The 22,292-nt window shown below is 71.1% G+C and carries 17 protein-coding genes; 9 read left to right on the top strand and 8 right to left on the bottom strand.

Going from position 1 to position 22,292, the window contains the following annotated elements; translation table 11 throughout:
- Positions 1–250: 250 nt before the first annotated feature.
- The 7 genes from ACL03H_RS13035 to ACL03H_RS13065 all read left to right on the top strand — a co-directional run bounded on the left by ACL03H_RS13035 (position 251) and on the right by ACL03H_RS13065 (position 7,578).
- Positions 251–1,156 carry a lipid kinase gene (locus tag ACL03H_RS13035; RefSeq protein ID WP_412811456.1) on the top strand — a complete coding sequence of 302 codons (906 nt, stop codon included), beginning with the start codon at positions 251–253 and terminating at the stop codon, positions 1,154–1,156.
- A 348-nt stretch (positions 1,157–1,504) separates the two neighbouring features.
- Positions 1,505–2,215, top strand: a complete 711-nt coding sequence (locus tag ACL03H_RS13040) for an endonuclease I family protein (protein ID WP_412811504.1) — start codon at positions 1,505–1,507, stop codon at positions 2,213–2,215.
- A gap of 144 nt (positions 2,216–2,359) precedes the next feature.
- Positions 2,360–3,973 carry a WXG100 family type VII secretion target gene (locus ACL03H_RS13045; protein WP_412811457.1) on the top strand — a complete coding sequence of 538 codons (1,614 nt, stop codon included), beginning with the start codon at positions 2,360–2,362 and terminating at the stop codon, positions 3,971–3,973.
- 13 nt (positions 3,974–3,986) lie between these two features.
- A complete protein-coding gene (locus ACL03H_RS13050; protein ID WP_412811458.1) occupies positions 3,987–4,745 on the top strand; it encodes a hypothetical protein in 759 nt (252 codons plus the stop codon).
- Positions 4,738–5,442, top strand: coding sequence for a hypothetical protein (locus ACL03H_RS13055; RefSeq protein ID WP_412811459.1), 705 nt, complete (start codon positions 4,738–4,740; stop codon positions 5,440–5,442). Before ACL03H_RS13050 ends, ACL03H_RS13055 begins: the two co-directional genes overlap by 8 nt.
- A gap of 394 nt (positions 5,443–5,836) precedes the next feature.
- A complete protein-coding gene (locus ACL03H_RS13060; RefSeq protein ID WP_412811460.1) occupies positions 5,837–6,526 on the top strand; it encodes a hypothetical protein in 690 nt (229 codons plus the stop codon).
- A gap of 383 nt (positions 6,527–6,909) precedes the next feature.
- Positions 6,910–7,578 (top strand): hypothetical protein, encoded by a 669-nt coding sequence (locus ACL03H_RS13065; protein ID WP_412811461.1) that lies wholly within the window; start codon positions 6,910–6,912, stop codon positions 7,576–7,578.
- A gap of 1,117 nt (positions 7,579–8,695) precedes the next feature.
- On the opposite strand, the gene ACL03H_RS13070 is transcribed toward ACL03H_RS13065, so the two are convergent.
- Together ACL03H_RS13070 and ACL03H_RS13075 are read right to left on the bottom strand one after the other, a co-directional pair.
- Positions 8,696–10,159: a sensor histidine kinase gene (locus tag ACL03H_RS13070; RefSeq protein ID WP_412811462.1), complete on the bottom strand. Its 1,464-nt coding sequence runs from the start codon at positions 10,157–10,159 to the stop codon at positions 8,696–8,698.
- Positions 10,152–10,838, bottom strand: coding sequence for a response regulator transcription factor (locus tag ACL03H_RS13075; RefSeq protein WP_412811463.1), 687 nt, complete (start codon positions 10,836–10,838; stop codon positions 10,152–10,154). The genes ACL03H_RS13070 and ACL03H_RS13075 overlap by 8 nt, the downstream gene beginning before the upstream one ends.
- 129 nt (positions 10,839–10,967) lie before the next feature.
- Between ACL03H_RS13075 and ACL03H_RS13080 the strand changes: the two genes are divergently transcribed.
- Positions 10,968–11,471: a hypothetical protein gene (locus tag ACL03H_RS13080; RefSeq protein WP_412811464.1), complete on the top strand. Its 504-nt coding sequence runs from the start codon at positions 10,968–10,970 to the stop codon at positions 11,469–11,471.
- Between the two features lie 187 nt (positions 11,472–11,658).
- On the opposite strand, the gene ACL03H_RS13085 is transcribed toward ACL03H_RS13080, so the two are convergent.
- From ACL03H_RS13085 to ACL03H_RS13095, 3 genes are all read right to left on the bottom strand, one after another.
- Positions 11,659–12,279 (bottom strand): L-threonylcarbamoyladenylate synthase, encoded by a 621-nt coding sequence (locus ACL03H_RS13085; protein ID WP_412811465.1) that lies wholly within the window; start codon positions 12,277–12,279, stop codon positions 11,659–11,661.
- A 199-nt stretch (positions 12,280–12,478) separates the two neighbouring features.
- Positions 12,479–13,156, bottom strand: a complete 678-nt coding sequence (locus tag ACL03H_RS13090) for an MBL fold metallo-hydrolase (protein ID WP_412811466.1) — start codon at positions 13,154–13,156, stop codon at positions 12,479–12,481.
- Between the two features lie 46 nt (positions 13,157–13,202).
- Positions 13,203–13,973, bottom strand: a complete 771-nt coding sequence (locus tag ACL03H_RS13095) for a maleylpyruvate isomerase family mycothiol-dependent enzyme (RefSeq protein ID WP_412811467.1) — start codon at positions 13,971–13,973, stop codon at positions 13,203–13,205.
- A gap of 424 nt (positions 13,974–14,397) precedes the next feature.
- On the opposite strand from ACL03H_RS13095, the gene uvrA reads away from it, so the two are divergent.
- The gene (gene uvrA, locus ACL03H_RS13100) at positions 14,398–17,259 is read left to right on the top strand and encodes an excinuclease ABC subunit UvrA (RefSeq protein ID WP_412811468.1); all 2,862 of its coding nucleotides are present in this window, start codon (positions 14,398–14,400) and stop codon (positions 17,257–17,259) included.
- Positions 17,260–17,301: 42 nt separating this feature from the next.
- On the opposite strand, the gene ACL03H_RS13105 is transcribed toward uvrA, so the two are convergent.
- The 3 genes from ACL03H_RS13105 to ACL03H_RS13115 form a co-directional block, all read right to left on the bottom strand.
- A complete protein-coding gene (locus ACL03H_RS13105; RefSeq protein WP_412811469.1) occupies positions 17,302–19,908 on the bottom strand; it encodes a type 1 periplasmic-binding domain-containing protein in 2,607 nt (868 codons plus the stop codon).
- Positions 19,909–20,031: 123 nt separating this feature from the next.
- The gene (locus ACL03H_RS13110; RefSeq protein WP_412811470.1) at positions 20,032–21,159 is read right to left on the bottom strand and encodes a lactonase family protein; all 1,128 of its coding nucleotides are present in this window, start codon (positions 21,157–21,159) and stop codon (positions 20,032–20,034) included.
- 104 nt (positions 21,160–21,263) lie between these two features.
- Positions 21,264–22,217: an NADP-dependent oxidoreductase gene (locus ACL03H_RS13115; protein ID WP_412811505.1), complete on the bottom strand. Its 954-nt coding sequence runs from the start codon at positions 22,215–22,217 to the stop codon at positions 21,264–21,266.
- Between the last annotated feature and the right edge of the window lie 75 nt (positions 22,218–22,292).

Consider the following 22,292-nt stretch of genomic DNA (forward strand, 5'->3'; position numbering starts at 1 on the left):
CCGGTGCGGGGAGCCCCTCGGCTCCTCGCACCGAGCGGTCGGCGCAACCCCGAGGCGCCGACCCGTGCGGACGCCCCTGCCGCCCGCACCGAACCCGGAGGACCCCGCCGCGCCCGATGGTCGGCGGGGTCCGCTGGCGTCCGGGTCCGAGTGAGCGTGGTCACCGGGATGAGAGGTGGGGCGGGTGGGGTGCGCGGGTAGCCTCCTGCATCGGGAACAACGAGGAGGCGTCATCCGCAACGACGGCAACGTGACGAAGGCAGCCCTGATCGTCAACGCGCACTCCCGCTCGGGTGCCCGCGCCTGCTCGCGAGCGGAGGAGTTGTTGCGAGCGCTGGACGTGCCGCTGGGTGCCGTCCACCCGTTGCGGGACCTCTCGCGGTTGCTGGAGGTCGTGGAGGGCGCCATCGACTCCGGCCACGACCTGATCGTGCTCGGCGGCGGGGACGGCACCGTGAGCTCGGTGGTGGACGTGCTGGCGCACCGCGAGGTGCCGATGGGGCTGCTGCCGCTGGGCACCGCGAACGACTTCGCCCGCACCATGCACATCCCGGCGGAGCTGGAGGGCGCCTGCCGCACCATCGCGCGCGGGCACGTGGTGGACGTCGACCTGGGGCTGTGCGGCGGGAACTACTACGTCAACCGGGCCTCGGCCGGTCTGGGTGCGTCCGTCGCCGAGCACATGTCACCGGCGCTCAAGCGTCGCGTCGGCCCGCTGGCGTACCCGGTGGCCACGGCGCGGGCGCTGCGGAAGCACCGGCCGTTCGCGGCGAGGCTGGAATTCCCGCAGGGCGATCACGAGCCGGTGGAGCTCGACGATCTGCTGCAGATCTCGGTGGCCAACGGGCGCTATTTCGGCGGCGGCCAGCTCGCGTCCGAGGACGCGAGCATCGACGACGCGATGCTGGACATCTCGGTGATGCGGAACGGGAGTCCGCTGCGGTTGCTGTCGATGGCCCGGGAGCTGCGCACCGGCAGTTCCGCCGACAGCTCGCTGGTGACGCACCTGCGCACTCCCGAGGTCGAGGTGCGCACCGACGAGGAATTGCCGATCAACGTCGACGGTGAGCTGGTCGCGAACACTCCGCAGAGCTTCTCGGTGGCCCGCAACGCCCTGCACGTCATCGCCCCGACCAGCTGGAAGGACGGCGGCTGAGCCGCTCTCCAGCGGCGTCGCGGAGGTGACACCGGTGCCGCTCCGTCACCGGTTTTCCCGTTTTCCCGGAACCTCTTCGCGAGACCGGTAATCATTGGTCCATCGTGCGGACGCGTGATTGCCCTGAATGTTTCACTCTTCAGTGGCGATTTGCGTGCAAGACTTCGTCCTTGACCGTGATTTCGTGACGCGGCGTCACCGCAATTCACGCTGCGCGTGACGCCGGTCTTCCGGGAGAGGACCGTGCCCGTGCTGAATTCCCGCTGGAAACGACTCGCCGTCCTGGGTGCGCTGCCGCTGGCCGTGGTGCTGCCCCTTCCCGCGACCGCGGCGCCCGCCGGCCTCGACGTGGCGGACCGCGCGAGCGCCTACGACGACACCTACTGGGAGCCGGCGCTCGGCAAGACCGGTGACGAGCTCAAGACGGCCCTCAACGACATCATCAGCACCAACGACCAGATCACCTACGACGAGGTCTGGGACGCGCTCAAGGTCACCGACCAGGACCCGGAGAACCCGGACAACGTCGTCCTGCTCTACAGCGGCCGCTCCCAGAGCAAGGACTCCAACGGCGGGGGCGCCGACCAGTGGAACCGCGAGCACACGTGGGCGAAGTCGCACGGCGACTTCGGCACTGCCGTGGGGCCGGGCACCGACGTGCACCACCTGCGCCCGACGGACGTGTCGGTGAACTCCGAGCGCGGCAACAAGGACTTCGACATGGGCGGCGACCCGGTCGACGAGGCCGAGGGCAACTTCACCGACGAGGACTCCTTCGAACCCCGCGACGAGGTCAAGGGCGACGTCGCCCGCATGATCATGTACATGGCGGTCCGCTACGAGGGCGAGGACGGCGCGCCCGACCTGGAGCTCAACGATCAGGTGGACAACGGCAGCGCGCCCGCCATGGGCCGCCAGTCGGTGCTGCTGGAGTGGAGCGCCGAAGACCCGCCGGACGACTTCGAGCGCAACCGGAACCAGGTCATCTTCGACGAGTTCCAGCACAACCGGAACCCGTTCATCGACCATCCCGAGTGGGCGGCCGACATCTGGGGCTGAGCCCCGCCGCGCGCCGGAGGCGGCCCGACCACCTCCGGCGCGCACTTTCCCGGAACCGGACCAACGTCCGAGATCGTCGCAGTAGTATCGCGCCGATTGATCAACGATCGGACGGAAACGGACCGGATGCCTGGGGAAACGAGCGTGGCACTGAACGTCGCACCGCAAGCGCTGACCGCGCACGGCCAGGGTTCCGAGGGCGTCTCGCAGCACCTCGACCAGCTGGCCTCGGTGCTGGAGCAGGCGCGGGTCAGCGACGACTGCTTCGGCCCGCTCGGCGAGCTCATGGCCATGAGCTACTTCAGCTCCCTGGAGGAGTGCCGCGACCTGGCCACCCGGGCCGGTGGCTTCATGGAGCACATCTCCCAGGCCGTGCGCGTCTGCGCGACGGACTACGAGGAGATGGACCGCGCCCAGGCCGACGACCTGGGCAAGATCGACCTCAGCGGGATGCGGGTCGCCGGCGGCGGCCCCGCCTCCCTCGGCGCGGTCAACGGCGCGGGCGGGCCCGGCAAGAGCTACCTGGAGCAGACCACCGAGTACGGGTCGTCGGCGGCCTCCGCCAGCGGCGACCTCGCTCGTGCCGACAACCCCCCGGACATCGCGATCGCCACCGTGAACGCCCGCCTGGAACAGCTGGAGATGATCACCAGCCCGGGCAAGGCCTTCATGGACAACGGTCTCGGCTTCCTGGTGTCCCTGGTGATCAGCCCGCTGGTGGAGTTCGTCCTCGAACCGGCGGTGGGCGACCCGGAGCAGATGCGCAGCACCGGGAAGGGCTGGGAGCAGGTCGCCGAGTGGCTGGACGGGCTGGGGGAGCAGGAGCAGCAGCGCTCCGAGGCCACCAAGCCGGTCTGGGAGGGTCGGGCCGGGGACGCCTTCCGGAACCAGATGACGGAGTTCTCCGCCGGAGCGGGCGCTTTCGCCTCCGAGATCCGCGGTCTCACCCAGATCCTGAACCTCGCGGCCGACCTGTTCGACATGTTCGTCGAGATGGTCATCGACATCATCCAGGAACTCGTGATGGGCCTCATCATCGAGTGGATCGCGGCGCTGGCCGCCTCCTGGATCACGGCGGGTTCGTCCCTCGCCGCCGCGTCCGGCCTCACCGCCTCCCAGATCGCCATCACGGGAACCCGCCTGGGCACCAAGGTCGCCGACCTCCTGCACAAGTTGCACCCCCTGATCACGCAGCTGGAGGGCCTGCTGAAGCGGCTCCGCGGCGGGCCCCTCCGCAAGGTCGTCGAGAAGATGAACGACCTTCGCGAAGGGAGCACGGTCCAGCAGTGGGTCGCCCGCCAGATCGACGGGAACCCCATCGCGAAGATCGCCACACGCGGGGACACGAAGCCTCTCCGAGAGGCGGAGGAGGCGGTCGCTACAACTCGACGGCAAGTGTCCGAGGGAGTTCCTGATGCGGCTGACCACCTCGAAGAGGTGCTAGCCCGGGCCGCCCACGAGCGGGCGAACATTGCCTCCTCCACGGGCAACCGGTTCGCTCGGCAGGTGTCGATGAGCGGAGATCTGGAGGCGGTTACCGGCGAGCAGGCGTTGGCCACTAATCTCACGCAGGCAGGTCTCGGCGCTGTGGGGCTCAGTGGTGAACATCGTTGGCAGGACGCGGTATTTCACGAGGGCGCGCGGGCGGGAATTAGCGAAAGCGTCGAGCAGGGCGTGAAGTTCGGATACGACAAGGCGCAGGATCCGTCGAGCGCAGCCGAGCGCGAGGCGGACACCGAGCGCGGCTTCAGCAGCTGAGGAGTGACGCGAGATGTCGGTTTCCCGCGATGTCGGGGCGGCGTTGGTGGCTCGGCGGTGGTGGTGTGAGCCGGGTGAGTCGGTGGTGTGGGCGTTTCAGGCCAAGAGCCGGGGTTATCGGGTGGAGGGGCTCAGCGACTACGGTGCCCGGTTGCCTCCGCGGGAGCGGAAGTCGTTGGGTGCTTCGGTGGGGAGTGCGGTGGGCAAGGCCGGGCTGTCGGCTCTGGCTATCGCGGGAATGATGGCTTTCGGGGGTGGTGATGGCGGGCGGCCGCCGCGGGGGTCGTCGCCGCAGCGGCGCGATTTGGTGATGTTGGGTGGTTCGCCGGAGTGTCGTGCTGTCCAGTTGCAGCGGTCTCCGAAGCCGCCGGGTGCGATGGCGGTTGATCAGGTGTGGGTGTTGACTTCGACTCGGATGGCTGTGTTGATTCCGGTGAGGCAGCCGGATCCGGCGTTGCATGAGGAGCCGAGTGCGTGGCAGGAGTGGGGGAGGACTTTGAGTGGGGCGGGGCGGATTTTGTCGGGTACTGAGCCGGAGCAGTTCGGGCGGAATGTTCCGGGGGAGCGGATGGATCCGGAGCGGATGGTGGAGTGGTTCAGTTTTTCTCCGGGCGATTTCGTTGGTTGTGATGCGGTGATGGAGGGGCGTCTGGCTTATTGCGTGTTGACGTTGCAGGATGGTTCGGGTTTTGCGTTCGATGTGGGTTCTTCGGTGGATGCTCGGATGATGGCGGAGGCGGTTCAGGGCTTCATGGGGAGTGGGCGTGGCTGATCTGACGTTGTTGAACCAGCAGCTGCTGCGGGAGAAGTGGCAGGCGAAGCTGGATGCCGAGTGGGTCGCTGAGGGCGAGTCGCTGATCTGGTTGCTGTTGCCGGAGCAGGGTTATGCCGGTTCGGTGGTGGCCGGTCAGGTCCAGCTGCCGCACGAGCCCCGCTCCGATGTAACTCCGTCCACTGTGGATGATCCGGCGTGGCCGTTGCCGAGCGAGGTCGTGTCCTCCGGTGCTTTTCTCGACGATGAGTGGGCCGACGATCCTTCCGTGATGTGGTGGGCGTTCGGTGCGGGACCGGAGTTGGACGCGGTCCGATTCGTCGATCACCTTGCGGTGATGCCGGGGGTGGCGTTCGTGGTGCTGAGCTCGTCGCGGCTGGCCGTGGTGGTGGAGCAGGGCAAGATCGCGGAGCGCCCGGTCGAAGCGGGGGGCGGGGGGTGGCTGGGCAAGGCCAAGGCCGCCGCCGCCCAGGTGCAGAAGACCGCTGAGAGCCTGGCGTCGCGCAAGGACGCGAAGGTGGCCGTCTCGCACTTCGAGGTGCCGTTGTCCCGCGTCGGGGCGATGAGCTGGGCGCCGTTGGGCCGCAGCGTGCCGCGCTCTCCTTTCCTGCGTATCGACTTCAGCGACGGTTCCTGCCTGTTCATCCGCAACGCGGGCGCCGAGGGTTATTCGTACGAGTTCCCCGCCTCCCGCTGATCGCGGGGAACGGGCGACCCGGTCGCTCGGCCCGGGTCCGTGCGAACGGAGCGGCATGAGCCGCGTCCGGTGACGGAGCCGATCACAGGGGCGAGGGCTGACCGGGAATCCGGCTCGGGCGGGGCGGGAGCGTTCGGATGGAGTGGTGAACCATCCCACGAGTGCCGTTCCCGCGCGTTCAGTTCGAGAATGGATCCGGCGTGCTCGCACGTCACCATCAGGGCGAAGTCCACGCCGTCCAGCCGCTCTTACCCGTTGCATCGGGTGCGGAGGATCGCGATGTGATTACTGAGCGCGGTTTCAACGTTTGGGGGGTGTGAGTTTCGTGTCCGTGTCGGGAAATGTCGGGGCGGCGTTGGTGGCTCGGCGGTGGTGGTGTGAGCCGGGTGAGTCGGTGGTGTGGGCGTTTCAGGCCAACACCCAGGGCTACCGGGTGGAGGGGCTCAGCAAGCACGGTTTCCCGTTGCCTCCGCGGGAGCGGAAGTCGTTGGGTGCTTCGGTGGGGAGTGCGGTGGGCAAGGCCGGGCTGTCGGCTCTGGCTATCGCGGGAATGATGGCTTTCGGGGGTGGTGATGGCGGGCGGCCGCCGCGCGGGGAATCGCCGCAGCGGCGTGATTTGGTGATGTTGGGTGGTTCGCCGGAGTGTCGTGCGGTTCAGTTGCAGGAGTCTCCGGAGCCGCCGGGTGGGATGGCGGTTCGTCAGGTGTGGGTGTTGACTTCGGGGCGGATGGCTGTGTTGATTCCGGTGGGGCGGCCGGATCCGATGTTGCGTGAGGAGCTGAGTGCGTGGCAGGAGTGGGGGAGGACTTTGAGTGGGGCGGGGCGGATTTTGTCGGGGACTGAGCCGGAGCAGTTCGGGCGGAATGTTCCGGGGGAGCGGATGGATCCGGAGCGGATGGTGGAGTGGTTCAGTTTTTCTCCGGGCGATTTCGTTGGTTGTGATGCGGTGATGGAGGGGCGTTTGGCTTATTGCGTGTTGACGTTGCAGGATGGTTCGGGTTTTGCGTTTGATGTGGGTTCTTCGGTGGATGCTCGGATGATGGCGGAGGCGGTTCAGGGCTTCATGGGAACCCGGTGTGGCTGATCTGTCGTCGTTGAACGAGTAGCTGTGGGGCAGATCCGGTGGACGTGCGGCCAGTTCTCCGAGTTGTTTCGCTATGTGACTGATGGCGGCCACGCGAATGGCCGGAGGCGAGATGTGCGGGGCGACGTGGTCATGTCTTCTCGCGGTTCTGAGCTGAAACGGGCGAGGAGAACGGCCATCGCCCACGTGGAGCGAGGCGCGCAGCGGGGAGGCGGCCAGGCTCAGGGCTCGTCGAGCTCGGAGGAGTGCCAGGCTGCCGCGGAGCGCGGGTTCGCGATCTGGGAAGAAGGAACTTGATGTCTGTGTCGGAGAGGCTCGGTGCGGCGCTGACCGCCCGGCAGTGGTGGTGTCGGCCTGGTGAGCCCGTTGTGTGGGCTAGATGGGTGGAGGACACCGAGTTCCGGGTGGACGGATGCGATGCGTACGGCCTGCCGTTGCGGTCGGATCAGCGGGATGGGCGGAAGCGGTCGTTCGTCGGTGCGGTCGGAATGGCTGGGTTGTCCGTGGTCGCGGTTGCTGAGACCGCTCTGTTCGGAGGTGGGGAGGACAGCCGGGTTCACGAGCGGACCGTGGTGAGGTCGCCTGATCTCACGGTCGTCGGTGGGGATCCGGAGTGTGAGGCGTTGCGCTTGCAGAACCTCGCTGGGCCGGGTGGGGGTTCGACGCTCAAGCAGGTGTGGGTGTTGACGCCCGATCGCTTCGCGGTGCTGACGTCGTTGGACGATGAGCTGCGGACTGTTTCCGAGGGAACCGGCTGGCGGCAGTGGGGCAAGAGCTTGGCCGGGGCGGGGCGCGAGCTGGTTGGTGGCGAGCCGGAGGGTTTCGGGCCGAACTCGCCGGGGGAGCCGTTGCTCTCGGAGAGGTTCGGGGAATGGTTCGAGTTGAAGCGTTCGGATGTGACCGGCTGTCAGCCGGTGACCGGCGCGAGAGGTGGGCAGTGCGCGGTGACCCTGGCTGACGGCTCGGGTTTCCTGCTGAAATCTCGTTTGCCGGCGGAATCCCAGATGATGGCGGAGGCGGTTCAGGGCTTCCTGCGGAGCGGGCGAACCTGATTCGTCGTTGTTGGATCAGCAGCTGTCGCGAGAGGGGCGGCGGAGCCGGTCGCTGAGGCGGGCCGTTCCTCGTGCTGTCGCAGGGCAGGGCTCCCGGTTCGGCGATGGTCAGCAGGCCCAGCTATCGAACGAACCGCTCAACGCGGGCGCCGAGGACTGTGCAAAGCTCCCCGACTCCCGCTGAACTGGCCGATGGGCAGGAGGTATGGATGTCGGTGTCCGGGGTGCTCGGTGGGTCGTTGGCTGCTCGGCGGTGGTGGTGCGGGCCGGGGGAGCGGGTCGTGTGGGCGTTGTGGACGCGGGGCATGGTGTTCCGGGTTGCTGGTTGTGATGAGTTCGGGGCGCCGAAGCCTGGGTTGGGCAGGAGGTTGCGGGGTGCTGTCGGTTCGGCTGGTGCTGCGGTGGGGGCTGCCGCGCTGACCGGGATTTTCGGGGGCGGTGAGGACAGCGGGCGTGGTTCGTCGTCGCCGGTGCAGGGGTTGACGGTGTTCGGGCCGGGTCCGGATTGTCGTGCGAGGGCTTGGGCGCGGACGGCGCCTCCGGAGGGGTGTTCGATCACGCGCGTGTTGTGGGTGCTGACGTCGGAGCGGTTCGGGGTCCTGGTGGCGTCCAGGGGTGAGCGGGCGGACACCGGGCCTGGTGGGTGGCGCCAGTTGGGGCACGGGTGGGGGGATGTCGGCCGGGCGTTGGTGGGTGCGGTGCCGGAGGAGTTCGGGGGTAATGCGCCTGGGGTGCCGTTGCGCTGCGAGGTGGTGTCGCCCTGGTTCTCGTTGGGGTGGGAGGAGATCGTGGATTGCGAGGTCGTGAGTGTGAGGGGGCGGCCGACGGGGTGTGCGTTGGTGCTGGGGGATGGTTCTGGTTTCGCGCTCGAAGCTCACTCGCCCGGTGATGCGGGCATGATGGTCGAAGCGACGCGGGGGCACCTGCGAAACGCGCGGGGTTGACCTCGCTGTCGCGGGATCCGCGCGATGGGCTCCGGCAAACCGAGCACGCCGTCTGATGCCAAGCCAGCACCGGGTGGCGGCGACCACAGCTGATCGGGTTCCTCGCCGAACACCTGACAAGCGAGAGAGCCCGGATCAGCGCCGCGTCGGTTCGGAAGGCCTCCCGGTGCCGATCACGACTCCGCCAGGGGGAACCTGGCCGTGAACTGGGCGCCGCGGTCGGAGTCGGTGATGACGAGGGTGCCCTCGTGCAGCGCGGCGATCTCGCGGGCCAGGGCGAGGCCGAGCCCGGCGCCGCCGCGTTCGCGGGCGCGGGCGGTGTCGAGGCGGGCGAAGCGCTGGAACACGTGCTCGCGGGACTCGGCGGGGACGCCGGGGCCGTCGTCGAGGACGTCGAGGCGGGCCTGACCGTCCTCGGTGCGCAGTCGCAGCGTCACCCGGTGCTCGGCGTGGGCCTCGGCGTTGTCGAGGAGGTTCGTGATCAGCCGGGACAGGTGGGTGCGGTGCCCGTGCACGGCGATGCCGGGTTCCAGCTCGGCGCGCCGTTCGACGTGGGTCGGCGGCCTGCGCTCCAGGGTGTCGGCGGCCAGCGAGCTGAGATCCAGCTCCCGGCCCTCGGTGTGCGGGATGCCGTCGATGCGCGCCAGCGCGAGCAGGTCCGAGGTGAGCCGCTCCAGGCGGTCGAGGTCGCCGAGCGTTCCCTCCGCGATGCTCGGCCAGTGCGCGCGGTCCGGGTGCGCCTGCGCCACCTCCAGCGGGGTGCGCAACGCGGCCAGCGGGCTGCGCAGCTCGTGCGAGGCGTCGGCGACGAACTGCCGCTGCCGCCGCACGGAGTCGTCCAGGCGGTCGAGGGTGTCGTTGAGCGTCAGCGCCAGTCGCGCGATCTCGTCGTCGCTGGCGGGTACCGGCATCCGGCCGCGCAGGTCCTGGGCGGACAAGCGGGTGAACTCGTGCCGGATCGCCTCCACGGGGCGCAGCGCGCGGCCGGTGCTGAACCAGGTGAGCGCTGCGACGACGGCCAGCAGCAGCGGCATCCCGACCAGCAGACCCGTCGCCGCGGTCTCGGTCGCGCGCTGCACGGAGCGGGTGGAGGCGCTCGCGATGAGCGTCTGGGTCCCGTTGGGCGTGGCGACGGTGGTGGTGGCGGTGCGCAGCGGCGCCACGGACTCCGCCCCGGCCGGGATCGGCCCGGGGGACAGCGGTTCGACGGGATCCGCCCCGGGTGGTACCGGGGCCGGGTCGTCGGTGTCGAGCACCCCGGTCTCGGGCGGACTTCCCGGGATGACCGGCACGCCGGGGTCCGAATACGCCAGCTCTCCGGACTCCGGCGGGCCGGCCGGAGTCGAATCGTCCGCGTCCGGGCTCAACGGCACCGTCCCTGGCTCACCGGCTGGGATGGCGCGCACCCGCACCGTGCCGGTGGGCTCCTCCGGGATGCCGCTGCCCGCCACCATGGACGCGCTCGCCGCGTCGAGCTGCTCCCGCAGGGCCGCGTCGAGCTCTTCGTTGAGCCTGCCGTTGAGGTAGCCGACGAGCAGCCCGCCGATGGCGATCACGGCGAGCGCGACGATCGCGGTCGCGGTGAGCGTGGTGCGCGCGCGGATCGACAGCCCGCGCAGCGGAAGCCGATCACGCATCGGGGACGCCCTCGGCGATGAGGCGGTAGCCGTGTCCGCGCACCGTGCGGATGCTGCGGCGCCCGAACGGGCTGTCGATCTTGCGGCGCAGGGCGCTGATGTGCACCTCGACCAGGTTGACGTCCGGATCGGCGGCGAAGTCCCAGCCGTCCTCCAGCAGTCTGCGCTTGGAGACCACCTGCCCCTGGCTGCGGGCGAGCACTTCGAGCAGCGCGAACTCCTTGCTGGTCAAGGAGATCTCACGTCCCGCGCGCACGCAGCTGCGCCGGGCCGGGTCCAGCACGAGATCGCCGACGCGCAGCATCGGCGGCCGCGCGGTGCTGCGGCGGCGGATCGCGTTGCGCAGCCGGGCGAGCAGCACCACGTAGGAGAACGGCTTCGTGACGTAGTCGTCCGCGCCCGCGTCGAGCGCTTCCGCCTCGTCGTACTCGCCGTCCTTCGCGGTCAGCATGATGATCGGCGTCCAGTTCTCCGCCGCCCGCAACCGCGCGCACACCCGGTAGCCGTTGAGCCCCGGAAGCATGATGTCCAGCAGGATCGCGGCGTACTCGAACTCCTCGGTGAGCCGCAGGGCGTCGTTGCCGTCACCGGTGACGTCGACCGCCCAGCCCTCGGCTTCCAACCCGGTGCGCAGCGCCTCAGCCACGCGACGTTCATCTTCGACGACGAGCACCCGCATCGGGTCATCGTGCCATTCGATCCTGAAGGGAGCTTCAGGATGCTTCAGCTCCGCTTCAGCGGAGATCGGCATCGTATGCGTCATCGCGGAAACACACCGCGGTTCACCCGATCCAGAGGAGTTCCAACGATGCGGATCAAGCGCACTTCCCGCGCCGCGATCATCGTGGCCGGTGCGGCCGTGCTGAGCCTCGGCGGCGTGGGCACCGCCTTCGCCTCGGAGTCCGTTCCGACTCCGGTGGAGTCCGCCCCGGCGATTCCGCTGCCTCCGTGCGGCATCCCCTCCGGTGACCCGGACGGCGGGGTTCGGCCGGGCATTCCGGCGGGTGACCCGGACGGTGGGGTCCGGCCGGGCATCCCGGCGGGCGACCCGGACGGTGGGGTCCGGCCGGGCATTCCCGCGGGCGACCCGGACGGTGGGGTCCGGCCGGGCATTCCCGCGGGCGACCCGGAGGGTGGGGTCCGGCCGGTGAGCGCGGAGAACACCGCTCCCGCTACCGCCGAGGAGCTCCCCGAACTGCCCACCGTCCCGTGCTGGGGCCCCGCTCCCGGCATCCCGGCTCCGGCTCCGGGCGTTCCCGCGCCGGGCGTGCCGGTGCCCGCCCCTGCTCCGGGCGTCCCGGCGAACGGCTGATCATCCCGGGCCTCGGTGCGGGAACTCCCGTCGAGGCCCGAACCGGCGCTGTCCGGGCCAGCCGATCCCGGGCGGACCCGGGTTCGGAGCCGGACGGCGGCCGGTGGAGTTCCGGGGTGTCACGCCCCGGCCGAGCGGTGCCGGGGAGGGCGTGGGGGCTCTCCCCGGCATCCGCTGCCGGCCGTCGTCACTCGAAGCGGGCGGGGTCTCCCGCTCCGCGGCGCACGATCTCCGGCTCGCCCCCGGAGAAGTCGATGACGGTCGTCGGCTCGACCCCGCAGTCGCCGGAGTCCAGCACGGCGTCGACCTGGTGCTCCAAGCGCTCCTTGATGTCCCAGCCCTGGGTGAGCGGTTCCTCCTCGTCCGGCAGCAGCAGGGTGCTCGACAGCAGCGGCTCGCCCAGCTCCGCCAGCAGCGCTTGCGCCGTGACGTGGTCCGGGATCCGGATGCCCACCGTCTTCTTCTTCGGGTGCATCAGCCTGCGCGGCACCTCCTTGGTGGCGGGCAGGATGAAGGTGTAGCTGCCCGGCGTGCTCGCCTTGATCGCGCGGAACACCGAGTTGTCGACGTGCACGAACTGGCCCAGCTGCGCGAAGTTCTCGCACACCAGGGTGAAGTGGTGCCGATCGTCGAGCTTGCGGATCGACTTGATCCGCTCCACCCCGTCCTTGTTGTCCAGCCCGGTGCCCAGGGCGAAGCAGGAGTCCGTCGGGTACGCGATCACCCCGCCGTCCCGGATCATGCCGACCACCTGCCCGAGGGTGCGGCGCTGCGGGTTGTCCGGATGCACGTCGTAGTACCTCGCCATCTCCCGAGCCTAGGCGGTTCGCCGGATCTCGGGGAGTGCGGTACCCGCGATCAGGCCCCGCCGCCCCCCGGGGTCCGCGTTGCCCCTCGATCGTCCCGGAGCCGCCGGGAGAGGACGAGGTGCGACCGGGTGACCCGGCCGAGCCCCAGCGCGCGCGAAGGGCCGCCCGGGGTCCGGGCGGCCCTTCGGGAAGGGGTGTTCACCAGCCGCGTTCGCGCCACTCCGCGAGGTGGGGGCGCTGCTCGCCCAGGGTCGAATCGTCGCCGTGCCCCGGGTAGAACCAGGTGTCGTCCGGCAGCTCGGCGAAGATCCGGTTCTCCACGTCGTCGAGCAGCGAGGTGAAGTCCGCCGGCGAGCCGGTCTTGCCGACGCCGCCGGGGAACAGCGAGTCGCCGGTGAACAGGTGCGGATGCCCGGACGGGTCGCGGTAGAGCAGGGCGATCGAGCCGGGGGTGTGGCCGCGCAGGTGGATGACCTCCAGCACGACGTCCCCGACCTCGACGGTGTCGCCGTGGCGGACCAGGCGGTCCGGCGGGACCGGCAGCTCCCGGGCGTCGTCCGGGTGCGCGAGCGTGTAGCAGCCGGTCTGCCCCGCGAGGGCGCCGAGCGCCTGCCAGTGGTCGCCGTGGCGGTGGGTGGTGACGATGGTGCGCAGCCGCGGCCGGTCGTCGTCGTGCCCCAGCAGGTCGGCGAGCCGGTCCGACTCGTTCGCGGCGTCGATCAGCAGGGCGTCCCCGGTGCCGCGGCAGGTCAGCAGGTAGACGTTGTTGTCCATCGGACCGACCGACACCTTGGTGACGGTCAGCGCGTCCAGCACCCGCTTCGCGGGGGCGCCGCCGGGTTCGACATGGCCGGTGTACTGCTCGTGTGCCTCCACGCCGGAACTCTATCGCCCCCGGGCGGGGCCGCTCGCGTCACGCGGGTCACAGCCACACCGGGAGGGCGGGGGCCGCGCCCTCCAGCGCCTCGTCCCCGGTTCGCCCGAGCAGCCAGCCGAGCATCGCCCCGGGCGTCCCGCGCACCTGCACCGGCATCGAGGTGGTGCCGCGCAGCTCCCAGGACCGGGTGCGAGCGCCCTGGAAGTCGACGACCACCGTCACCGCCGGCACGTCCGACCTGCCGCCGAACTGCTGAACGGCGTCCTCCAGCAGCTGTTCGACGTCGGGCTCGGGGATGTCCTCGAAGCCGAAGCCGCCGTCCAGATCGGCCAGGTGCACCCACAGCTCGAACAGCCGCTTGCGCAGCACGTGGTGCGCGGGCATCGGCTCGCGGCCGATGACCTCGGCGGTCCACGCCGAGTCCGGCAGGGTCCGCACGGCGTGCGCGAAGCGGCCGTGGGAGGCGACCACGTCCTCCAGCAGCAGCCGGTGCCCGCGCTCCGAGCCCTCCTCGATGTCGGCGTCCCGGTCGGCCGGGCTCGCGTACATCGGGTGCTCGGCGCCGGTCTTCGCCCAGATCAGCAGGTTCAGCAGGCCATCGGCGTTGCGGGCGAGGTGGGTGAGCACGTGCGCGCGGCTCCAGCCGGGCAGCAGGCTGGCCCGTCGCACGCTCGCGTCGTCCAGCGACTCGCCGACGTCGAGCAGGCGCTGGGTGCCGCGTTCGATCGCGGCCAAGGCGGCGGTGACCTGGTCGGTCGTGTGCGCGGTGCCGCTCGGCACGTGCGTGCCACCGGCGCCGAGAACGGTGTCAGCCATCGGATTCCTTGAAGTGTGCAGGAAATTGCTCCGGAAACGGCAGGGGAGTCCCCGAGAGTAGGCCCACGGGTGTGTCGCCCGACAGTGCCCAATCCGGGGGAATTTGCGTATCGTCGGTCGCGGACGTGCTATTGCGGCACCGGAATAAGAGCCCGCTCCGCGGGCGTTGGTCCGGGGGCACGCGGCGCGACGAGGGACGACGCGGAACTGTCGGGGGTCCGGCATAGCATGGCCGCGCGACGTCCGACCACCGCCGAGCGCGGCCGCGCCGAACCGCGCAGCCGCCGCTCCCGGGCCGATCGAACAGGGGATTCGTCCCGTTCGAGGGCTGAGCCCGGGTCGCCCGAGGGGCTGCGGTGGGTGATGCCGTGGCCCGGTGCCGGCGGGCGAACCGAACCGGCGAGAAGACTCCGAAGGGATCACAGTGGCCGACCGCCTCGTCGTTCGCGGCGCCCGCGAGCACAACTTGCGCGGGATCGACATCGACCTGCCGCGCGACAGCCTGATCGCGTTCACCGGCCTGTCCGGCTCCGGCAAGTCCAGCCTGGCCTTCGACACCATCTTCGCCGAGGGCCAGCGGCGCTACGTGGAGTCGCTGTCGGCCTACGCGCGGCAGTTCCTCGGCCAGATGGACAAGCCCGACGTGGACTTCATCGAGGGGCTCTCGCCCGCGGTGTCCATCGATCAGAAGTCCACCAGCCGCAACCCCCGGTCCACGGTGGGCACCATCACCGAGGTCTACGACTACCTGCGCCTGCTCTACGCCCGCGCGGGCAAGCCGCACTGCCCGACCTGCGGTGAGCCGATCAGCAAGCAGACCCCGCAGCAGATCGTCGACCAGGTGCTCGCGATGCCCGAGCGCACCAAGTTCCAGGTGCTGGCTCCGGTGGTCCGCGGTCGCAAGGGCGAGTACGTCGACCTGTTCGAGCAGCTCCAGTCGCAGGGCTACGCGCGCGCCCGGGTGGACGGCACCGTCCACCAGCTCGACTCCCCGCCGACGCTGAAGAAGCAGGAGAAGCACGACATCGCGGTCGTCGTGGACCGGCTCACGGTCAAGGCGAACGCGAAGCAGCGGCTCACCGACTCGGTCGAGACCGCGCTGCGGCTCGCCGACGGGCTGGTGCTGCTGGAGTTCGTCGACGTCGAGGAGGACTCCCCGGAGCGGGAGCGGAAGTTCTCCGAACACCTGGCCTGCCCGAACGGTCATCCGCTGGGCGTCGACGAGCTGGAGCCGCGCTCGTTCTCGTTCAACTCGCCCTACGGCGCCTGCGCCGAGTGCGCGGGCCTGGGCATCCGCAAGGAGGTCGACCCGGAGCTCGTCGTCCCGGACGAGGAGCTGTCCCTCGGCGAGGGAGCCATCGCTCCGTGGGCGGGCGGGCACACCGCCGAGTACTTCACCCGGCTGCTGACCTCCCTGTCCGAGTCCGTCGGTTTCCGGATGGACACCCCGTGGCACCGGCTGCCCACCAAGGTCAAGAAGGCCGTGCTGCACGGCACCGAGGACCAGGTGCACGTGCGCTACAAGAACCGCTACGGGCGGCAGCGCTCGTACTACGCCGCCTACGAGGGCGTCATCCCGTTCCTGGAGCGGCGCCTGGAGCAGACCGAGTCCGACTACGCCCGCGAGAAGTACGAGGGTTACATGCGGGACGTCCCGTGCCCCGCGTGCGACGGGACGCGGCTCAAGCCGGAGATCCTCGCGGTGACGATGGAGAACACCGAGCACGGCGAGCTCTCCATCGCCGACGTCAGCTCGCTGAGCGTCCGGGAGTGCGCCGCGTTCCTGAACTCGCTGGTGCTGGGCCACCGCGAGGAGATGATCGCCGGCCGGGTGCTCAAGGAGGTGCAGGCGCGGCTGGGCTTCCTGCTCGACGTGGGCCTGGACTACCTGTCGCTGGATCGCGCCGCGGGCACGCTGTCCGGCGGTGAGGCGCAGCGCATCCGGCTGGCCACCCAGATCGGGTCCGGCCTGGTCGGCGTGCTCTACGTCCTCGACGAGCCCTCGATCGGGCTGCACCAGCGGGACAACCACCGGCTGCTGGAGACGCTGAGCAGGCTGCGCGACCTGGGCAACACGCTCATCGTCGTCGAGCACGACGAGGACACCGTGCGCAGCGCGGACTGGGTCGTGGACATCGGCCCCGGCGCGGGCGAGCACGGCGGGAAGGTCGTGCACAGCGGGCCGTACAAGGAGCTGCTGGACAACGAGAACTCGCTGACCGGCGACTACCTGGCCGGGCGCAAGACGATCCCGATGCCGGCGAAGCGTCGCAAGCGCGACCCGAAGCGGCAGCTGACCGTGGTCGGCGCCCGCGAGCACAACCTGCACAAGATCGACGTCTCCTTCCCGCTCGGTTGCCTGATCTCGGTCACCGGGGTGTCCGGTTCGGGCAAGTCCACGCTGGTCAACGACATCCTGGCCTCGGTGCTGGCGAACAAGCTCAACGGTGCGCGGCAGGTCCCGGGCAGGCACACCCGGATCAAGGGCGTGGACCAGGTGGACAAGCTGGTGCAGGTGGACCAGTCCGCGATCGGCCGCACCCCGCGGTCGAACCCGGCGACCTACACCGGCGTGTTCGACCGCATCCGCAAGCTGTTCGCCGAGACCACGGAGGCGAAGGTCCGCGGCTATCAGCCCGGGCGGTTCTCCTTCAACGTCAAGGGCGGCCGCTGCGAGGCCTGCGCCGGCGACGGCACCCTGAAGATCGAGATGAACTTCCTCCCGGACGTCTACGTCCCCTGCGAGGTGTGCAAGGGCGCTCGCTACAACCGCGAGACGCTGGAGGTGCACTACAAGGGCAAGACGATCGCCGAGGTGCTGGACCTGCCGATCGAGCAGGCCGCCGAGTTCTTCGAGCCGATCAAGTCGATCCACCGCTACCTGAGCACCCTGGTCGACGTCGGTCTCGGCTACGTGCGGCTCGGCCAGCCCGCGCCGACGCTGTCCGGCGGCGAGGCGCAGCGGGTGAAGCTGGCCAGCGAGCTGCAGAAGCGCTCCACCGGCCAGACCGTCTACATCCTCGACGAGCCGACGACCGGCCTGCACTTCGAGGACATCCGCAAGCTCCTCGGCGTCGTCAACGGCCTGGTCGACAAGGGCAACACGGTCATCGTCATCGAGCACAACCTCGATGTCATCAAGACCTCCGACTGGTTGCTGGACCTCGGGCCGGAGGGCGGCGCCGGTGGCGGCACGCTCGTCGCGCAGGGCACCCCGGAGCAGGTCGCGCAGGTGGAGGACAGCTACACCGGCCGCTTCCTGGCCCCGATCCTCGGCCAGAGCTGACCCGGCCCCGTGCCCACCCGGACCCCGGGTGGGCACGGGCCCTCATCCGCCGAGCCAGGTGCACCCGGTGGGCCGGTTGCGGTTCGCCAGGTGGTCACCGCACACCAGCAGCGTCCGGCTCTCGGTCGCGGCGCCGTCGATGCGCTCGATGGTGATCGCCTTGTGCACCGGCACCTGGCCGGCCCAGGGGTCCGGTCCGGTGCGGTCGTAGACGATCGCACCGGTGGTCCCGTGCGGCAGGCTCCGGACGTGCGAGAGCTCGTTCCACGTGGTGAGCCCGTTCAGCGGCAGCGGGTCGTCCTTGAACCCGCTGATCGCGCCGCCCAGCAGGTCCATCGCGTCCCGCGCCAGCGCGGAGCGGCCCTGGCTGGTGCTGCCCGAGTGCTGGAGCTTGTTGAACGAGACGTAGTCGAGCCGCAAGTCCGGGTGGTCGCGCACCCGGTCGTCGAGCACGTACTTGGTGATGTCGTCGCCCGCGATCAGCCGGGGGCGGTCTCCCGGGTCGCAGGCCTGGGCCTGGAGCAGCTCGTTGAGCTGTTCGGACCGGCCCGCGAAGAACACCACCGCGTCCCGCCCGCAGGTGTTCGCGACCTCGTCCGGATCGTCCGTCACCGCGACGCCGGGGAACCCGCGCACCTCGGCGAGCTCCTCGTGCAGGTCGGCGGCGAGGTTCCGGCTGTAGTCGTCGTCCGGGTCGCGGTAGACGGTGACCTGCCGCGCGGGCGCATCGAGGTGGTGCTGGAGGTATTCGCCGACGACCCGCGCCTGGTCGCGGTTCGGGGGCGCGACCTGGAAGTACAGCTTGCTCGACCGCCACATCGAGTCCTCCGAAGTGGTGATCCCGATGCTCGGCAGCCCGTGCGCGCCGAGCTCGGAGACGGCCTCCTTCGTGGTCCTGCGGCTGCCGCCGAGCCCGACGACGCCGACCACCGGAGAGGTCGCCTCGCGCGCCGCCCCCGGCCGTTGCGGCTCGCCCCGCGAGGCCGCGTTGATCGCGTCGGCGTCCCGGGCGAACGCGCCGATCCGCCTCGCGACCTCGGACGCGCGCCGCATCCCCTCACCGCCGTTGGCGATGAGCACCCGCAGCGGGAGCCGGGCGCTGCGGGACTGGTCCTGGGCGTCGGCGACCCCGCGCAGCTCCTCCAGCGCCGCGGTCAGCGTGGTCGAATCGGAGTTGGCGGTGGTCAGGACGCTGAAGTAGACGACGGTGGCGTAGGGCAGCGCGGGCTCACCGCGGTGCGCCTCCTCGGCCAGCTCGTTGAGCTCGTGGATCCGCTGCTGCTGCTCGGCGAGCGCCGCGCGGGTGCGGTCGGCGGGGGTGTCGGGCAGGGAGAACACGTACCCGGCCGAGAGGCCCACGCACTCGCCCTCGGTGCCGCCGAAGCCGTCCGGGTCGACCCAGCTCAGGCCGGGTTCGGTCCACGGCAGCGGCTGGCCGCAGTGCTCCGCCCGCTCCCGCAGGTACCAGCCGCCGGCTCCGGCCAGCACGGTCACCACCAGCGCGGCAGGCACCACCCGCAGCACCCGCGAGCGAGTGGTGCGGATCGGGAACTGGCCGCGCGGGAAGGCGCGGCCAGGTTCGACGCCGGTCGGCGGGTTCGCCACCCGCAGCGGCAGGTACCAGGCGGTGGGGGAGCGCTTCCGCCGCGCCTCCAGCAGCCGGTCCTGCCAGTTCTTGACCGTGATCGGCTCGGCGGGAGGGGCGCTGTGCGGCAGCTCCTCGGGACCGCTGGCGACGACCAGCAGCGGGTCCCGGGCTCCGGTCTCGTTGCGCACGTCGTTGATCAAGCTGATCAGCAGTTCCCCGGTCGTTCCCGGGGCGACTCCCTGCAGCAGCAGCACCGGGTAGGTGTCCCGCCGCACCCACCGCCAGCGCCACAGCCTGCGCGCGTACGCCTCGGCCAGGTCCTCCAGCAGGGCGTGCACGAGGAACTTGCGCACCTGGACGGCGTTCTCGTGCACCGACGGCGTGCTCAGCAACCGCTGCGCGAAGCTCGGGAAGTCCGCCGACTCGCGGGGGGAGAGGTAGTGCTGGCGCAGGAACCAGCGCGCGGGGCGGCGCAGCACCACCCCGCGCCGCACGGCGGGCGGCACGATCCAGGACAGCAGCGCCGCCGGCAGCATCAGGTACCAGGGCAGCCCGAGCGGTTCCAGCCGGTTCAGCGGGTCGCGCCCGTTCGGCTCGGCGTCGTTCGCACGGTGCTTGAGCCCGAACAACCGCCCGCGCACGTAGGTCCCGAGCAGGTCGCGGACCTGCCGGTTCGGCACCTCGTCCGGCTCGGGCGGCTCCTCGTTGTGCTGCAGCAGGTAGCTGGCCAGCGCGTAGCGGCGGAACCGGATGCGCCCCTGCCACCGCCGGGAGTCGTGCCTGCCCAGCCCGAGGGCGATCCTGTCCAGCAGCTCCTCGCGCATGGTCACCGAGCGCGCCAGCTCGTCGTCCGGCAGCGGCTGGTCGGCGCGCACCCGCACGTGCGGGACCCCGCTGCCCAGGTGCTCGTCGAGCTGCGCGGTCAGCTGGTCCGGTTCGACGGTCCGCACCAGGTGGAAGATCGGCTGCTCGCCGGCCGGGGACAGCAGGCCGGCGCGCCGCCACCGGGCCCCGATCCGCGAGCGCAGGTCCTTCACCGCGACAGTGGTGTTCTCATCCATCCGGGCCCCCGATTTCCCCGATGCGAACGTCCGAGAGTAGTGATCTCACCCGCCCGGCAGGGGCGGAAATCAGGGGTTCGACCGGAACGCGAGCGCCGTTGAACCGTTCGGCGCAGCCCCGGATCAGGCGCCGAAGGCCAGCACCACCGCGCCCGCGAACGCGCCCGACTCCTCGGCCGGGGCGAGCAGCCCGGTACCGGCGTCGCGGGGCAGCCGGGTGATCGTGCCGGAGCGCTGGTTCACCACGTGCAGCGCCGAGCCGTCCGGGGCGAACGCGAAGTGCCGCGGCCACCGCCCGCCGGTCGGGGTGCTGGCGAGGCGTTCCAGGCCGTCCTCGCGGACCGCGAACACCGCGATCGCGTCGTCGCCGCGGTTCGAGGCGTACACGTGCGCGCCGTCGCCGGAGACGGCGATCTCGGCGGGGAAGTTCTCCCCGGTCGCGCCCTCGTCCCGGGTGCCGATCACCTGCCCGGCGGTGAACGCCGCGCCGTCCCAGTCCAGCACGGTGATCGTCGAGCCCAGCTCGGCGAGCAGGTAGGCGCGGGTGCCGTCCGGATGCCAGGCCAGGTGCCGGGGCCCGGTTCCCCCCGGCACGTCGAGCCGTTGGCGCCGCACCAGCTTCCCGCCCTCGATCGCGTACACGAACACCGCGTCCGCCCCGAGGTCCACGGCCACCACGAGCCGCCCGTCCGGGGCGACGAGCACCTGGTGCGCGTGCGGCTCGGCGGCCTCGTGGCGCACCAGGTCGGTCGCCTCGCCGACCGAGCCGTCGGCGCGCAGCGGGTGCAGCGAGACGGTGCCGTCGGTGTAGTTGGCGGTGAGCAGGTGCCCGTCGGGATGCGTGGTCAGGTGGGTGGGACCCGCGCCGCCGGTGGCCGTCGTGCCGAGGACCACCGGGGCGCCCGCCTCGGCGAGGTCCACCGCGGTCACCGAGCCGCGCTGCCGCTCGTTGGTGGTGTAGAGCACGCGGCCGTCGGGGGAGAACGCGAAGAACGAGGCGTCCGGAACGCCCTCGACGACGCCGGTGGCGGCGAGCCGCCCGGTCGCCGCGTCGAAGCTCGCGACCTCGAACCCGCGCCCGGCCGGTGCGGACGAGGTCATGCTGCCGACGTAGGCGGTCGTGGTGGCCCGGGTACCGGCCACCGCCAGCGGGGCCAGCAGCGGCAGCGCGCTCGCCGAAGCCAGGACGCTCAGGAAGCCGCGGCGGTGCAGCGGGACGGTGGAGGACGGGTTCTGGGCGGGACCGGGCACGGTGCGGCTCCTTCGTCGAGTGCGTCGGCGAACAGTCTCGCGGGCTCGACGGCGGACCCGGGCGGATCGGCGCAATCCCGCCGCACCGCGCTCACGGCATCCGGTCAGGACTCCACGCGCAGCACCTGCTTGCCGCGCACCTCGCCCCGCTCCCCGCGCCGGTGCGCCTCCGCCGCCCGCTCCAGCGGCAGCACTTCGTCGACCTCCACCCGCAGCGTCCCCGCGTCGAGCAGGTCGCCGAGGGTGCGCAGCGCCGCGCCGTCCGGCTCGACCAGGTAGTCCGCGACCCGCACACCGCGCTCGTCGGCGGCCGCCCGCAGCCCGGGGGCGACACCGGAGGGCACCGCGACGAGCAACCCGCCCGGCTTGAGCACCGCCAGCGACCGGGTGCTGGTGTCGTCGATCTCGTCGCCGACCAGGTCGAGCACCACGTCCACCTCGCCCGCGACCTCCTCGAACCGCTGGGCGCGGTAGTCGATCACCTCGGCGGCGCCGAGCTCGCGCACCCAGTCGTGCTTGGCCGCGCTCGCCGTCCCGATCACGTGCGCGCCGAGGTGCGCCGCGATCGCCACCGCGAAGTGCCCCACCCCGCCCGAGGCCGCGTGCACCAGCACCCGCTGCCCGGCCGTGAGCCCCGCCAGGTCGACGAGGGACTGCCAGGCGGTCAGCGCCGCCAGCGGAACCGCGGCCGCCCGGTCGTGGTCCAGGCTCGCGGGCTTGCGGGCGAACTGCCGGGCGGGCGCGGTCACGTACTCCGCGTAGGCCCCGGCCTGGCGCGGAAACCACGGCATCCCGTACACCTCGTCGCCCGCGGCGAGGGTGTGCACGCCGAAGCCGACCTCCTCGACCACGCCGGAGACGTCCCAGCCCAGCACGAACGGCGGCTCGCCGAGGACGCCCGCCATGCCGCCGCCCGCGCGGGTCTTCCAGTCCACCGGGTTCACCCCGGCGGAGACGACGCGCACCAGCACCTCGGTCGGCAGCGGGGCGGGCCGGGGGACGGAGGTCGAGCGCAGCACCTCCGGTCCGCCGAACCGGTCCTGGGTGATCGCGCGCATGGTGCTGTCGTTCATGGTCCTCGTCCGTCCTCCGGTGCCGTTTCGTCCGCCGGGGCAACGCGATCGACGGCGGGG

Origin of the sequence: Saccharopolyspora antibiotica (genome assembly GCF_047200635.1) — a bacterium.
Lineage (GTDB): Bacteria > Actinomycetota > Actinomycetes > Mycobacteriales > Pseudonocardiaceae > Saccharopolyspora_C.

Excerpts from the sequence above, each read along its gene's own strand:
- ACL03H_RS13105 (WP_412811469.1), bottom strand. The coding sequence starts at position 19,908 with ATGGATGAGAACACCACTGTCGCGGTGAAGGACCTGCGCTCGCGGATC.
- ACL03H_RS13095 (WP_412811467.1), bottom strand. The coding sequence starts at position 13,973 with ATGGCTGACACCGTTCTCGGCGCCGGTGGCACGCACGTGCCGAGCGGC.
- ACL03H_RS13085 (WP_412811465.1), bottom strand. The coding sequence starts at position 12,279 with ATGGCGAGGTACTACGACGTGCATCCGGACAACCCGCAGCGCCGCACC.
- ACL03H_RS13080 (WP_412811464.1), top strand. The coding sequence starts at position 10,968 with ATGCGGATCAAGCGCACTTCCCGCGCCGCGATCATCGTGGCCGGTGCG.
- ACL03H_RS13115 (WP_412811505.1), bottom strand. The coding sequence starts at position 22,217 with ATGCGCGCGATCACCCAGGACCGGTTCGGCGGACCGGAGGTGCTGCGC.
- ACL03H_RS13070 (WP_412811462.1), bottom strand. The coding sequence starts at position 10,159 with ATGCGTGATCGGCTTCCGCTGCGCGGGCTGTCGATCCGCGCGCGCACC.
- ACL03H_RS13075 (WP_412811463.1), bottom strand. The coding sequence starts at position 10,838 with ATGCGGGTGCTCGTCGTCGAAGATGAACGTCGCGTGGCTGAGGCGCTG.
- ACL03H_RS13050 (WP_412811458.1), top strand. The coding sequence starts at position 3,987 with ATGTCGGTTTCCCGCGATGTCGGGGCGGCGTTGGTGGCTCGGCGGTGG.